Origin of the sequence: Peptoniphilus sp. SGI.035 (assembly GCF_050315115.1) — a bacterium.
Classification (GTDB): Bacteria; Bacillota; Clostridia; order Tissierellales; family Peptoniphilaceae; genus Peptoniphilus_A.
This window is the reverse complement of sequence record NZ_JBNPOJ010000004.1, coordinates 110527-125817: the sequence shown is the minus strand read 5'-3', so window position 1 is coordinate 125817 and position 15291 is coordinate 110527. Positions and strand designations below refer to the sequence as shown.

At 29.1% G+C, this 15291-nt stretch carries 11 protein-coding genes and 1 other annotated feature; of the genes, 10 read left to right on the top strand and 1 reads right to left on the bottom strand.

What is annotated here, in order from left to right; genetic code table 11:
* Window positions 1–36 precede the first annotated feature (36 nt).
* Genes ACQRC6_RS03500 through ACQRC6_RS03490 form a run of 3 tightly spaced genes read left to right on the top strand, consistent with a single transcriptional unit; the run spans window position 37 to window position 2397 of the window.
* The gene (locus tag ACQRC6_RS03500; protein ID WP_427847764.1) at window positions 37–1794 is read left to right on the top strand and encodes a DUF4153 domain-containing protein; all 1758 of its coding nucleotides are present in this window, start codon (window positions 37–39) and stop codon (window positions 1792–1794) included.
* An 11-nt stretch (window positions 1795–1805) separates the two neighbouring features.
* A complete protein-coding gene (locus tag ACQRC6_RS03495; protein ID WP_427847763.1) occupies window positions 1806–2243 on the top strand; it encodes a hypothetical protein in 438 nt (145 codons plus the stop codon).
* The gene (locus ACQRC6_RS03490; RefSeq protein WP_427847762.1) at window positions 2233–2397 is read left to right on the top strand and encodes a hypothetical protein; all 165 of its coding nucleotides are present in this window, start codon (window positions 2233–2235) and stop codon (window positions 2395–2397) included. The genes ACQRC6_RS03495 and ACQRC6_RS03490 overlap by 11 nt, the downstream gene beginning before the upstream one ends.
* Here the strand turns inward: ACQRC6_RS03490 and ACQRC6_RS03485 are convergent, their stop codons facing one another.
* Window positions 2398–4032, bottom strand: a complete 1635-nt coding sequence (locus ACQRC6_RS03485) for a putative manganese-dependent inorganic diphosphatase (RefSeq protein WP_427847761.1) — start codon at window positions 4030–4032, stop codon at window positions 2398–2400.
* A gap of 91 nt (window positions 4033–4123) precedes the next feature.
* Here ACQRC6_RS03485 and ACQRC6_RS03480 point away from each other — a divergent pair, with 91 nt between their 5' ends.
* The 7 genes from ACQRC6_RS03480 to ACQRC6_RS03450 all read left to right on the top strand — a co-directional run bounded on the left by ACQRC6_RS03480 (window position 4124) and on the right by ACQRC6_RS03450 (window position 15270).
* Entirely contained in the window at window positions 4124–5314 is a 1191-nt protein-coding gene (locus ACQRC6_RS03480; protein ID WP_427847760.1) for an aminoacetone oxidase family FAD-binding enzyme, read from the top strand.
* 81 nt (window positions 5315–5395) lie between these two features.
* Window positions 5396–6673, top strand: a complete 1278-nt coding sequence (locus tag ACQRC6_RS03475) for an NAD(P)H-dependent oxidoreductase (protein WP_427847759.1) — start codon at window positions 5396–5398, stop codon at window positions 6671–6673.
* A gap of 35 nt (window positions 6674–6708) precedes the next feature.
* Window positions 6709–7116: an RrF2 family transcriptional regulator gene (locus ACQRC6_RS03470; protein ID WP_427847758.1), complete on the top strand. Its 408-nt coding sequence runs from the start codon at window positions 6709–6711 to the stop codon at window positions 7114–7116.
* Window positions 7111–7298, top strand: a binding site (T-box leader). Its footprint overlaps the gene before it by 6 nt.
* Window positions 7299–7350: 52 nt before the next feature.
* The gene (gene ileS / locus ACQRC6_RS03465) at window positions 7351–10452 is read left to right on the top strand and encodes an isoleucine--tRNA ligase (RefSeq protein ID WP_427847757.1); all 3102 of its coding nucleotides are present in this window, start codon (window positions 7351–7353) and stop codon (window positions 10450–10452) included.
* Between the two features lie 218 nt (window positions 10453–10670).
* Window positions 10671–10949: an ArsR/SmtB family transcription factor gene (locus ACQRC6_RS03460; RefSeq protein ID WP_427847756.1), complete on the top strand. Its 279-nt coding sequence runs from the start codon at window positions 10671–10673 to the stop codon at window positions 10947–10949.
* Window positions 10950–10981: 32 nt separating this feature from the next.
* Window positions 10982–13912 carry a UvrD-helicase domain-containing protein gene (locus ACQRC6_RS03455; protein ID WP_427847755.1) on the top strand — a complete coding sequence of 977 codons (2931 nt, stop codon included), beginning with the start codon at window positions 10982–10984 and terminating at the stop codon, window positions 13910–13912.
* A 14-nt stretch (window positions 13913–13926) separates the two neighbouring features.
* Window positions 13927–15270 carry a butyryl-CoA:acetate CoA-transferase gene (locus tag ACQRC6_RS03450; RefSeq protein ID WP_427847754.1) on the top strand — a complete coding sequence of 448 codons (1344 nt, stop codon included), beginning with the start codon at window positions 13927–13929 and terminating at the stop codon, window positions 15268–15270.
* The last annotated feature ends 21 nt before the right edge of the window (window positions 15271–15291 follow it).

Genomic DNA, 15291 nt, shown 5'->3' with positions numbered 1-15291 from the left:
AGGTCTTTGATATATTATTAAAATAAGGAGGTAGTTATGAGAATTTTTAATTATACATTACTTAATTTTAATAGTATTAAAAACACCTTTAAAAGATTTCCATTTACTATTATAAGCGCTATGCTTGCAACAGTGTTTTTGATTATGTCAACTTTTTATGACAAAGGTAATATGTTTATAAATAGAATGGAAGGTTATGGTTTAGTCTTTGTATTTGGAATTTTTCTTTATGCTTTTGTTAGACTTTTTAATGAAGGAATAAGAAATTATTACGACCTAAAAAATTTAAAAAATAACAATCTATTTAAAGTACTTTCCTATGTAATTACCTTGCCAATTTTATATGGAATTTACGAACTTGTTTATAATGAAAGTAAAACATTAGCTAATTATAATAATAATTTTATTTATTTTACATTGATTGCTGCACTTGTTGTAGCATCATCCTTTATTGGAAAATTTAATTACCACAAAGATTATGTAGTTTATGTAGCAAAAATTTTAAAATCTTTTATAATTTCAAATATTTACAGCTTTATTGTATTTATTGGTATAAGTGGAATTATTTTTGCATTAAATAGTTTATTTAGGTTTAATTTTCATTCTTCAGTTTATCTTAGAGTGGCAATTTTTTCTTTTATATTATTTAATGTTGTGACATTTTTTTCTGATTTTCCAAAAGTTAGAGATTCTTTCACAGATTATAAATATCCTAAGGCTTTTAAAATTTTATTAGTTTATATAATTACACCTATTGTAATTATTTATACAGCGATTTTACTTGCATATTTTGTAAAAATTTTAGTGCTTTGGCAAATCCCAAATAATTTAATCGTAAATTTAGTTATTTGGTTTGCAAGTTTTTCAGTAGTATATCTATTTTTCTTGTCCAGAGTGGACTCGATAAAAATTATTAACTATTTTAAAATTATTTTTCCTTTCACACTTTTCCCACTATTGGGTATGATGTTTTTTGCAATTTATTTAAGAATTAGGGAATATGGAATGACAGAAAATAGATACATTGTTATAGCAGCTGGAGTTTGGATTTTTCTTTCTTTGATTTATTATATTTTGTATAGAGAAAATTCAAATATAACAATACCAATTTTTTTATTTGTAATAATTTTAATTACGGGAATAGGACCTGCATCTGCACCAAGCCTCAGCGTAAGATCTCAAAATGCAAGGTTTGAAAAACTTTTAAAAGACAATAAAATGATTGTAGGAGAAGAAATAAAACCAAATTTAAATATTGAAAGTGATGCGAAAAGTCAAATTGTAGATATAGTTAGCTACATGGTAAGAACTGATAGAGTTTCTGAATTAAAACATATGCCAAAGGATTTTAAACTAAATGAAGATAGTTTTACAAAATTATTCGGATTTAGTAACATTATCGAAGATAAAAATAATCTTGGTTATTCTTATACAGACAATTTGCCAAGGGACAATGAACTTAGATTTAATATAGACATTGAAGGTTACAATCATTTGATTTTTGTATATTCTCTTGATGATGTTGTTACATCTGGAGATTATAAATTTGAAAAAACTAATAGAGAAATAAAAATTTATAAAAAAATAGATGAAGATTATAAGAATATTATGACTATAGATTTGGCAAAATTAAAGGATAATTTAAAAGTTTTGAGAAAGACAAAGGACAAAATAGAGTTAGAAGATTTGGCTATAGAAAAAGATGGATACAAAATTTTATTTACAAATATTTATTTTCCTAAGGAAGATAATTTAGAAGATGCCTACATTGAATTTTATCTTTTAACAAAATAAGGAGTGATTATTTGTACTATATAAATTTTGAAAACAATGTTTTTATCGAAGAAGATATTGATTTAAACCCAGTTTTCGATATTTTAAAAATCTATTTAAATAAATGTGATTCCTATCAGATTAAAGTTTTAAAAGAAGATGAAAAATCAAAAAAATTAGTTGAAGAATTTGCTGTTTATTCTGATGAAGATGGATATGAATACATTTTTCAAGGAATAATTGATGAAGACTTTAAAAAGATGATTTTAGATAATTTAATTGGAGAAGTTGCTCTTAATTTTATGGGAATAAATCTCTATAACGATGGGATTTTAAAATTAGAAATTATAAATTATGGCAGCGAAGTCTACATCTATGGTTTTGATGAAAAATCTGTGGTTGAATTTTCTGAAGAACTTGAAAAGATATATGGAATTAAGAATCTAAATGTCTACATGGATGAAAGTTAGAAGGATGATGATGGAGATGACCATCACGAAGATAAACACGATCACGATTGCGGCTGCGAAGATAAGGATGAAAATTCATGCGGTTGCAATGAAAACTGCTCTAAATAATGATAAAAAGAGTCTATCAGATGATAGGCTCTTTTTTGTAAAATAATTATGAAAGTTCTTCTGATATTGCAGAGCTAATTTTAGGAAGGAGTTGTTTTTTTCTTGATAGAAGTCCTTCAGATAAAAATTTGTCGCCAACTAATTCCTTTTCAAATTTTCTCGCAATTGCTTCTTTAAAGCTTCCTGCGATAATTACTTCAGAAACTTCCCTAAATATATCTGTAATCATCAAGATGAAAGTCTCTGTGTCAGATGTTTCAATAAAGTGTTCCATAGTTTCTTTTAATTCTTTTTCCACAGAAGTCGTACTTTCCAAATCCATAGTAAAAATTTGACAGATTCTTATATTTATGCCTTCAACAGAAAAGTTTTTAACATCGGATTTTAAAAGTTCATCGGGTTTTCTACCTTCGAGGCTTGTACCTGCTTTAAACATTTCCATTGCAAATTCATCTACATCAATTGCTGCAATTTTTTTCATTTTATTTAGAATATATTTATCTGTATCAGTAGATGTAGGAGATCTAAATAAAAGTGTGTCGGAAATTATTGCCGCACAAAGAAGACCAGCAACTTCACGAGAAGGCTTTATTCCATTTTCAAAAAACATTTTTGAAACAATTGTTGCAGTCGATCCAACAGGCTCATTTCTAAAATAAATTGGAGAACTTGTAGAGATATTAGCAACTCTGTGGTGATCCACGATTTGCACAATTTCTGCAGAATCAATATCATCAATGGATTGGTTTCTTTCGTTGTGGTCAACTAAAATTATCTTTTTCTTTAAGTTTGAAATTAAGTGATAGCGGGAAATATTTCCAATTACTTTATTTTTATTGTTGAGAACAGGATAGGATCTAAATCTTGATTGTGCCATTTTTTCACGAACGTCGTCAATTAAATCGTCCTTGTGAAATACAACTAGATTACCTCTTGTCATTACATATTCAACGGGAACAGCTTGTGGCAAAATTCTTGCAACCATAAAAGTTGAAAGTCCAGTAGAAATTACCGCAACATTATTTTCCTTTGCAAGTTCTAAAAGTTTATCATCAAGTTTAGTTGAAATTGTAAGAATTAAAAGAGATATGCCCTTTTTAATTACAGCTTCTTGGTCTTTTATATCGTCGCCAACAATTACTATATCATTTTCCTTTATTAAGTCCTGATTTTTTATAGCCTTGACAGCCATTTTACCTGATAGCTTTCTTGGATTTTTTGGCAAATAAAGAACTTTGCCCTTAAGCACATCTAAAATATTTTCAAAGCTTGTGTTACTCCTGCCGATTATTGAGTCATCCCAAATTTCCATATAAGATGATGCAATGTTGGATAAACTTACGATTCCAATAAGATTGTCATCATCGTCTACAACGGGCAAGGAATTGATATTATTTTTTTGAATCAAATCCATTGCTGATGCCATAGAAAGACTTGGATTTACACAATAGGCAGCGTCTATTTCAATATCACGGACTTGTGGCTTGATAGAAGTCTTTAGCCTTGGACTAGCTACGTTAAAATACTTAAGTACAAATTCGGTTTCTTTATTTAAATTGCCAAGCCTAATTGCTTCAGTATTTTCTCCCATTTTATTTTTTAACTCTGCCAAGGCAATGGCAGAACATATACTATCTGTGTCGGGGTTTTTGTGTCCTGTTATATAAATCTTATTTTTCATAATTCCTCCAAATTTCTTAGCTATTATAACACAAATTTATTAAATTATTGTAAATTTATAAAACTTTAGGATATAATTTGTTTGTGATACTATGAATATAATAATTATTGGTGCAGGACCTGCTGGAATGGTTGCTGCTATAAATGCAAAAAATGAAAATAATGATGTTACATTAATTGAAAAAAATGACAGGATTGGGAAAAAATTACTGGCAACTGGCAATGGCAGATGCAATTATACTAACTTAAATTTGTCAGAAGAAAATTATTCTTCTCCAAGTTTTGTTAAATACACCATAAAAGAATTTAATAATCAAGACTTAATAAATTATTTTAAAACTTTAGGGCTTGAATCTACAATTGATGGAAATAGAGTTTATCCAATTACATTGAAGTCAAATTCTGTGCTAAATATTTTTATGTATTGGCTTAATAAAAAGAATATCGACATTAGGACAAACACAGAAGTTTTAGAAATTAAAAAAAATAAAAAGGGTTTTGAAGTACTTACAAATAATGGAATTTTTAAATCAGATGTAGTTATTGCAGCCTTTGGCGCAAAATCCATGCCTGCAAGTGGTTCTGATGGAAGAAGTTTTGAAATTCTAAAAGAGCTAGGTTTAAAAATAACTGAATTAAAGCCGGCACTTACTCAAATAAAATTAGAATCAAAATATTTAAAGCATCTTAAGGGGACTAAAGTAATTGGAAGGGCAAAATTATTTGAGAAAGATAAAAAAATTGATGAAAGATTTGGAGAAATTTTATTCACTGATTATGGAATAAGTGGGCCGCCAATTTTAGATTTGTCAGTGAATATTTCTGAAAATAATTTTATTGAAGTGCCAATAATAAATAATGTTGATGAAAATACAATTGAGATGCTTTATAGCAGATATTATATGTTTCCAGATTTTTCCCTTGAAGAGTACTTAATGGGAATTGTCGATAAAAAATTTATTCACTATATAATTGATTCTTTAAATTTAGACAAAAAAGTTGCAATGAATATGATTCCTATGTCAGATTTTGAAAATATCGTAGAAATTTTATTAAAGTCAAGGTTTAAAGTAATTGGGAGCACAGGTTTTAAAAATTCCCAAGTTACAAGAGGTGGCGTTGATTTAAGCGAAGTAAATCCGTATGACTATTCATGTAAAAAAATTGAGAATTTGTATATTATAGGAGAGGCACTAAATATTGACGGAGACTGCGGTGGTTATAATTTGCAATTTGCATTTTCTTGTGGATATCGACTTGGAAAGATGCTTAGTGAAAAATAATTTGCAATAGAAGTAAATTCAGATTAAAATAATTTTGCAAATAAGATTAATTTTAATGATTCAAATAGATTTGGAGGAAGAATGTTTTACTTACAAAAAAAATTAAAGGAATATGGAAATATTTCTGTTGGAATTGTTGGCTCAGGAATAATGGGCACTTCACTATTTACTTTGTTAAGTCAAAATGAAAATTTTTATCCCATAGTTTTTTCATCAAGAAATAAAGTAACGCTAAAAGCTGCAATAGATTCAGCAAATATAGATAAAGGTGATTATGCTTTTACAGATGACTTGGAAGAAGCAAGGAATCTTTTAAGAGAAAAAAAATACATCGCCACAACAAATAATTTAATTGCCTCAACTCTTGTGGACTGCATAGTTGATTGTACGGGAGACACTGAGACTGGTACAAAATTATCTATTTCGGCAATAGAAAATAATGTGGATATAGTTAGTCTTAATGTTGAGATGGATGCAACTGTTGGACCAATTTTAAAGGTAATGGCAGATGAAAAGGGATTAATTTATTCAGGAACAAAGGGCGATGAACCTGGTGCTATTGTAGAGATTTATGAATTTGCAAAAAATTGTGGGTTTGAGGTTCTAGTTCTCGGAAAGGGGAAAAATAATGAATTAAATAATTATGCGACTCCAGATAGTTTAAGGGACTCTGCAAACAAAAAGGGAATAAGTCCAAGGATGTTAACTTCTTTTGTAGATGGGACTAACACAATGATTGAACTTAATGCTGTATGCAATGCTCTTGGCTTTATTCCAGACATTAGGGGTTGCCATTTTGTAGATACAAGTCCTAAAAAAATTGCCGATGATTACAAATTAAAAGAAGATGGTGGAATTTTAAATTCCTATGGTGTTGTAGACTTTGCAACGGGTATAGCTCCTGGAGTTTTTGTTGTGGTAAGACCAAAATCTAATATTATCGATAAAGAAATGAAATATCTTTCCATGGGAGAAGGCCCAAATTATACAATATATAGACCTTATCATTTGACTAGTATTGAGACAATAGTTTCCATTATTAAAGCTGTGGTATTGAGAGATTCATCTATTGCCCCAATGGGAGAACCTTATGCAGAAACTGTAGCAGTTGCCAAAAGAGATATAAAAAAGGGCGAAAAACTTGACTCTATTGGCGGAGAAATGATTTTTGGAACTTTAGAAACAAAAAAAGATCAATTAGAGGGAAACCATGTGCCAATTGGTATTGTAACAAATGGTGCTTATGCGAAGAGAGATGTAAAAAAGGGAAGTCTAGTTACTTATGATGACATATCTTTAAATGAAGAGTCAGAAATTGTAAAGCTTAGAAAAATACAAGATAAGTATTTTAAAAAGTAAACAAAGATGATATAATATTCAAAATAGGTGATAAAATGAGAATAACACAAGAGACAGATTATGCCTTTAGAATTGTAAGGTACCTGGCTGAAAATGAAGGTACAGTAATTGGAGCACCTCAAATTGCTGAAAGTGAAGGTGTTACTAAAAGATTTACTCTAAGAATTTTGAGAAAATTAAATTTAGCGGGAATTACCGATGCAAAAAGAGGTTCTAAGGGTGGATATTATTTAAAGAAACCAAAAGAAGACATAACACTATACGACATACTTATTGCGATTGATGGTCCTATTGTAATAAATAGGTGTTTACAAAAAGATAGTTATTGTAGCAAAAACAAATCTGGTGATGTTGGAAATTGTAAATTCCACGTTACACTCGCAAAGATTCAATCCAACATTATTAAAATGTTTAAGGATGAAACAATAGACAATTTTATATAAGCTTTGATGAGGACGGTAAATTCTAAAAACTAAGAGAGCAGTTGTTTGGTGTGAAACTGTGTTTTGAAAATTTATAGATCACCTCGGAGCTCAAAGGTCAAAAGCCTTTGCGTATTTGCGTTAAAAAATTAAGTGATAGTTACCTATAATTAGGGTGGTACCGCGGCTAGTTCGTCCCTTCTCGTTTGAGAGGGGACTTTTTTATAAAAAATTAGGAAGAATAAGGAGTTTTAGATGAAAAATTTTAAAGAATTATCTAAGGATAAGGTTAGTGTAAGGGAAGAAAAAATCTCAAAATTTTGGGATGAAATAGATCTTTTACACAAATCTGTAGAATCTAGAAAAGATGGAGAGAATTATATTTTCTATGAAGGACCTCCAACGGCAAATGGCAAGCCAGGAATACATCATGTAATGGCGAGAACTTTAAAGGACTTAACTTGTAGATATCATACAATGCTTGGATATAAAGTTAAGAGAAAAGCTGGTTGGGACACACATGGTCTTCCAGTTGAAATTGAAGTTGAAAAAAAACTTGGACTTCATAATAAACAAGATATTGAATCCTATGGAGTTGAAGATTTTAATAAAAAATGTAAGGAATCTGTTTTTGAATATGAAAAAGAATGGAGAACACTTACTAGAAGAATGGGCTATCTAATAGATTTAGACCATCCATATATTACACTTGAAAATAGTTATATTGAATCAGTTTGGCACATTTTAGACAAGATGTTTAAAGAGGGATTAATTTATGAAGGACATAAAATTGTTCCTTATTGTCCAAGATGTGGAACTGGACTTGCATCTCACGAAGTTGCACAAGGTTATGAAGAAATAAAAACTACTACTGTAACTTGTAAATTCAAATTAAAGGATAAGGATAATGAATATTTCTTAGCATGGACAACTACACCTTGGACACTTCCATCTAACGTAGCCCTTGCTGTAAATCCAAAAGTTGAATATATTAAAGTAAAGCATTCCGACGGAAATATTTATTATGTAGCAAAGTTACTTGCAAAAACAGTTTTCAAAGATGATGAATATGAAGTAATAGAAGAATTTGTCGGCAAAGATTTAGAGTTTATGGAATACGAGCAACTTCTTAAATTTTTAGAACCTGATAAAAAAGCATTTTATGTAATATGTGCTGATTATGTAACTACTGAAGATGGTACAGGTATTGTTCATATTGCGCCTGCTTTTGGTGAAGACGACTACCAAACTGCAAGGGGATATGACCTTCCAATGTTAAAACCAGTGGATGAAGAAGGTAAATTTACTGATACACCATGGAAAGGTCAATTTGTAATAGATGCTGATCATGATGTGATTCATTATCTAATGGACAATGACTTAATGTTTTCAAAACAAAAAGTAGTTCATAATTATCCACACTGTTGGAGATGTCATACTCCATTAATTTATTACGCACACCCATCTTGGTACATTGAAGTTACTAAATTTAAAAATAAATTAATTGAAAACAACAAGGGTGTTAATTGGTTCCCAGATTTTGTGGGTGAAAAGAGATTTGGAAATTGGCTAGAAAATCTAAATGACTGGGCAATTTCAAGGTCAAGATATTGGGGGACACCACTTCCAATTTGGAGATGTGAATGTGGTCATACAGAATCAATTGGTTCAATTGAAGACCTTAGAAAAAAAGCTGTGGAAGATGTTCCAGAAGATATAGAACTTCACAGACCATATGTTGATGATATTCATATAAAATGTCCAAAATGTGGAAAAGAAATGAAAAGGGAACTTGATGTAATCGATGTGTGGTTTGATTCAGGAGCAATGCCTTTTGCACAATGGCATTATCCTTTTGAAAATAAAGATAATTTTGATGAGTTATTCCCAGCAGATTTTATATGTGAAGGAATTGACCAAACTAGAGGTTGGTTCTATTCACTAATTGCAATTTCAACTTATATGACAGGAAAAAGTCCATACAAAAATGTACTTGTAAACGACCTTATCCTTGATAAAGAAGGAAAGAAAATGTCAAAATCAAGAGGAAATACAGTAGCTCCTCTTGAATTATTTGATAAATACGGTGCCGATGTTGTAAGATGGTATCTACTTTATGTATCTCCACCTTGGACTCCAACAAAATTTGATGAGGATGGTCTTCGTGAAATTGAATCAAAATTCTTTAGATCACTTAGAAACACATATAACTTCTTCAGTCTTTATGCCAATACAGATAATATCGATCCTAGAGAACACAAAGTAAGCTATGAAGATTTAGAAGAAATCGATAAATGGTTGCTTTCAAAATATAACAGACTAGTAAAAACTGTAAGAAAAGACATGGAAGTATTTGAACTTACAAAAGTTGTTAGAGAAATTCAAGAATTTGTAATTGAAGATGTTTCAAATTGGTACATTAGAAGAAACAGAAGGAGATTCTGGAAGACTGACAAAGACAATACTAAACTTGCAGTATATAAGACAACTTATGAAGTTTTACTTGGTGTTACAAAACTAATCGCACCAATAGTTCCATTTATCTCTGAAGAATTATTTAAGTCACTTACTGATGAAGAGTCTGTACACTTAGTTGATTATCCAACTTATGATGAAAATATGATCAACGACAAAGTAGAAGAAAAAATGGATTTGGTAAGGGATCTTGTAACATTGGGAAGAGCATCCAGAGAAGAAGCAAAGATTAAAGTTAGACAACCACTTGCAGAAGTTATTATCGACGGGAAGTATAAAGATATTATTGGCGATTTAACTGATTTAATTAAGGAAGAATTAAATGTTAAAGAGGTAAAATTTGAAGATAATCTTTCAGAATATATGGAATTTGAACTTAAACCAAACTTTAGAGTTTGCGGAAGCATTTTAGGTTCAAAAGTAAAAGACTTTGGCAAATATTTAAGGGAAACTAATGCTAAAGAACTTCTTTCAAAATTAAATGAAGGAAATGTAAACATTGAAATTAATGGCGAAGAAATAGAAATCAAGAGAGATTATGTAGAAGTAAAAATCAATGCAAAAGATGGTTTTGATGTTATTATGGAAAATAACCTCTTTGTAATTCTTGACACTGAACTTAATGCTGAACTTCTTAATGAAGGATATGTAAGAGAATTTATATCAAAGATTCAACAACTAAGAAAGAAAAAGGATTTAGACATTTTAGACAATATTAAGATAACTTTTAAATCTGACGAAGAAGTAGAAAAGGCAATAGCAGCTGAAGAAAAATTTATTAAGACAGAAACTTTGGCAACTGAAATAGTTAATTCAGATGTAGATACAGAAGCTGAAAACCTAAATGGACATGAAATAAAAATAGAGATAAAGAGAGTATAAATTTAATTTAAAGGCTTTAGTGAAAAGTAATGACCTTCTCAAGTTGGACTGAAAAACTGACTTGAGGAGGTCAATTTTTTATTAAATCTAGGAAATATTTTTTCGCTAGATGAAATTTATGTGAAACTATTGACAAAAGTAGAAGGTTCAAATATTATAATTAAAGAATATGAATTGACTAATCAATTTTATTCATGTTACATATTTGGAGGTATGAAGTGAGAAACAAAATAGATAATTTAGAGAAGACAGCTGAAGTTTTAAAAGTAATGGCACATCCCATTAGACTTAAAATTATTAAAAATCTAATTGACAATGGTCCATGTAATGTTGGATCTTTACAAGAGAAATTTAATATTCCTCAACCAACTGTTTCTTCCCATCTCGGAAAATTAAAGAGAGCTGGCGTGTTAAACAGTGATAGAAATGGGACTGAAATTTTTTATAAAGTTGACAATAAGTTTATAATAGCTCTTGCAGAAATAATATTTGATTAATCCCCGTAGCGGGGTTTTTTTATGGAGTTTTTATGATTTTAAATAAAATTCAATTAGAGGCAGTTAAATCTATTGATAAAGACGTAACACTAATGGCAGGAGCGGGTACAGGGAAAACAAGAGTATTAACAAGTAGATTTATAAATATTGTAAAAAAATATAATGATCCAAAAAGTATTTTGGCAATTACTTTTACAAAAAAAGCTGCGGAAGAAATGTTAGCAAGAATTTCCAGGGAACTTGTAGAAGAAAATATTGAATTTGAAGAGAAGGATTTAAATGTTATGACAATTCATTCCTTTGCTCTTGAAATAATATCTAATTATTCTTATATTCTTGGAATTAATCCAAATTTTAAAATCTTAGAGGATGCTAAAAGTTTGAAACTATTAGAAGATTCTATAAAGTTAGCCTTAAACAGCAATACGGATGAAAGACTGAAAAAATATCTAATAGATTTTAATACAAATCCCTTTGAGGAAAGAAAAGTTTTCTTTGACCTTTATTTAGATTTTAAAAATAATGATTTAGATTTTGAAGATATTTTAAAGAAGAGTTTAAACTTTTGCAGTTCAAATAAAAATTTTAGTGAATTAGTTTTATTGTTAGATGACTTTAGAAAAGTAAGTGGTAAAAAGTTTCAATATTTTTATGATGAAAATATTGAAGATATTAAAAAATTAGAAACTTATAATCTAGACATTTTAAATTCAATAGAAGAAAATCTTGGATCTGCAAAAAAATATAATGATAAAATTGAAAATATTTTGAATTTAATAAATGAATTAAGAAAAAACCTTGAAATAAAAAATAAAGAGTATTACGAAATTATAATTGAAATTTTAAAAGATATTTACAATATTTATTCAAATAAAAAGAGAGAAATAAATTCTCTTGACTATGACGACATAATCTCTTACACTCATAAGATTTTAAAAAAGGAAAATTGCAAAATAGCTTTGCAAAGAAGGTATTCTTACATATTAGTTGATGAATATCAAGATACAAATGGAATTCAAAATGAAATTATAAATACTTTTCTTACATCAAATTTGTTTATAGTTGGAGATCCAAAGCAATCTATTTATGCCTTTAGGGGCGCAGACCTTTATAGCTATTTTAGCTTTTCAGATGATATAAAGAAACGTGGACTTTCCCTTATAATGAATAAAAATTATAGAAGCGACGGAAATATTATAAATTTCATAAATTCTACTTTTGAAAAGTTAATTGATAATTATGAAGAAATGGAATATGACTTTCAAAATGATGGCGATGTTTATCTATATAATACTGAGGATAATAATGAAATAAGTGTTGTTGTAGGCGATTTATTAAAAAAATTTAAAGCTAAAGATATTGCGATTTTGTCTAGGAGCAATGCTCAAATTGATGAAATAAGTAAGATACTTACTCTTAAAAATATATCCTTTAACAAGGGTGAAAGAAATTTAGAGGAAGTAGAAGTTTTAAAGGTTACAAAAAATATTTTGTCCACAATTTATAGTCCTGAAGAATTTTTAAATACATTATCTCTCTTTAATTCTCCACTTTTAAAATTTAATTTTAAAGATTTAGTCAAAATATTAAATTTAGAAATTAATAATTTTTCGGATTTAATTCAAATTAAAACTGAAAATAAAAATTTAGATAATTTTATAAAATTTTTAATTTCAGTAAAGAAGAGATCTAAAACACTTTTTTTGGATGAAATAATTGAAGAAATTATGAATTATTTTTATGATTTAGAAACTTTAAGAGAAATAGATTGGGATTATTTATATAAATTTAAAGAGATAGCAAGAGATTTTTCTTCTGAAAACTCAATGGATTACGGAACTTTTGAAAAATATATTTTGACTATTAAATTTGAAGATTTGGAAGATGGAATAAATCTCTTGACAATACACAAATCAAAGGGATTAGAATTTGATGTAGTTGTAATTTCTCACATGGATAGAGGGAAAAAATTAGGACAAAATAAAAAAATAATCGTAGACAAAGATCTAGGTATTGCTATTAAATCTGATTTTTCTGATTACAGGTATAGAGCAGTAAGTGAAAAATTAAGAAAGATTGATAATGAAGAAGAAAAAAGAGTTTTATACGTAGCTATGACTAGAGCCAAAAAGGAGCTTTTACTCTTTGGAAATTTTAAAGATTATAAATCAAACTCCTATTTTGACTTTTTAGATGATGATGTAGAAATAAAAGAATACAAGCTTTCTAAGGATTTAAAAGAAGACCTTCCTTTAAAAAAATATTTGCCTTTAGATTTAAAAATTAATTTTGAGAATAGAATTAGAGAGTATTACACTGTGACGGATTTTATAAATTATAAAAGAAGTCCTATGGATTTTTACAAGAAATATTTTTTGGGAATTGACGAGTATACAATGGGCGATGGAAAGAACAGGGTATTGGATCCAAAAACCTTAGGAAGTATTGTTCATTTATTTGCACAAATCCATTCAAGAAAAGATACAAACATAAATAATATAGATGACTTTTTAAAAGAAATTTTTGATTATTATGAAGAAGAAATAGATGATGATAAATTAAAAATTGCAAGAGAACTTTCCCTAAATTATTTGGAAATGGAAGAAGAAAATATAGTAGAGAAAGAATTATTATTCTATTATGATTTAGAGGGATTTCTAGTTAAGGGATATATTGACCAAGTTATAAAAATAGGCGGAGATTATTATATTGTAGATTTAAAAACTAGTGAAATGGATTTGGACTATATAAAATCTTCTTATGAAAATCAATTAATATTATATTCAGCGATTTATGAAAAATTATACAAAGTTGATGTAAAAGGTGCTTATATTTTTGACCTAAGGGGTAAAAATAAAATAGTTATTGAGACTAATAAGGGAAAAAGTGAAATTATTATGGAAGAATTTTTAGATTACATTAAGTTTTTAAGGTCTCATACTAATTATAGGGATTATTTATAATTTAAGGAGGAAATATGGATTATTCTAAAGAGTATCAAGAAAAATTAATTTCGGCAAAAGATGCTGCTGCAATGGTAAAGGACAATATGTGGATTGACTATGCATGGGGCGCCAGCACTCCTGTTGCCTTTGATAAGGCTCTTGCTGAAAGGCTTGATGAATTAAATGAAATTTATTTAAGGGGTGGTGTACTTCTTTGGGAACCAGAAGTTTTTAAGAAGGACCCTGAAGGAAAAAAAGTTGTATGGAATTCTTGGCACGCAGGTGGACCAGATAGAAATAGAATTAATAAAACACCTGGCGGATTTTATATACCATTAAGATATTCTGAATTGCCAAGATGGTACAGAGAAAACTGTAAAGTTGATATTGCAGTTATAGTAACTCCTCCAATGGATAAACATGGAAATTTTAACTTTGGATTAAGTGCCTCTCATTTAATGGCAGTTATTGAAGCAGCAGACAAAGTAATTATAGAAGTAAATGAAAAAATGATTACTGGACTTGGCGGTTTTGAAAATGAAATTAACATCAAGGATGTTGATTATGTTATTGAAGGCGAAAATCCTGAAATTGCTACTCTACCAAAGGGAAGTTTTGGTGAAGTGGATAGAAAGGTTGCAGAATTAATTGTAGAGGAAATCCCTAATGGAGCAACTCTTCAACTTGGAATTGGTGGAATGCCTAATGCAGTTGGATCACTTATTGCTAATTCTGACTTAAAGGATCTTGGAGTTCATACTGAAATGTATGTTGATGGATTTGTAGAAATGGCAAAGAAGGGTAAACTTTCTGGAGCGAAGAAAAACATCAATAGATTTAGACAAGTTTATGGATTTGCAGCTGGTTCAAAGGAAATGTATGATTACATCGACGGCAATTCAACTTGTATGGCAGCTCCAACTTCATATACAAATGATGCAAGAGTAATTGCTGAACTTGACAATTTTATTTCAATTAATAATGCTGTAAATATTGATTTATTTGGACAAGTAAGTTCTGAATCTTCAGGTTTAAAACATATTTCTGGAGCAGGCGGACAACTTGACTTTGTGCTTGGAGCATATTTATCTAAGGGAGGCAAATCTTTTATCTGTCTATCTTCTAAATTTATGAACAAGAAGACAGGAAAAGAAGAATCAAGGATTGTCCCTAATTTTGAAACTTTCTCAGTAATTACAGCTGCAAGACCAAATACTCACTGGATTGTAACTGAATATGGAAAGTATAACTGCAAGGGTCAAGCAACTTGGCAAAGAGCAGAAGGAATAATTAATCTTGCTGCACCTGAATTTAGAGATGATCTAATTAAGGAAGCAGAAAAGATGAATATTTGGAGAAGAAGTAATAAGAGATAATTTTTAAGTATTTAGCCCTCT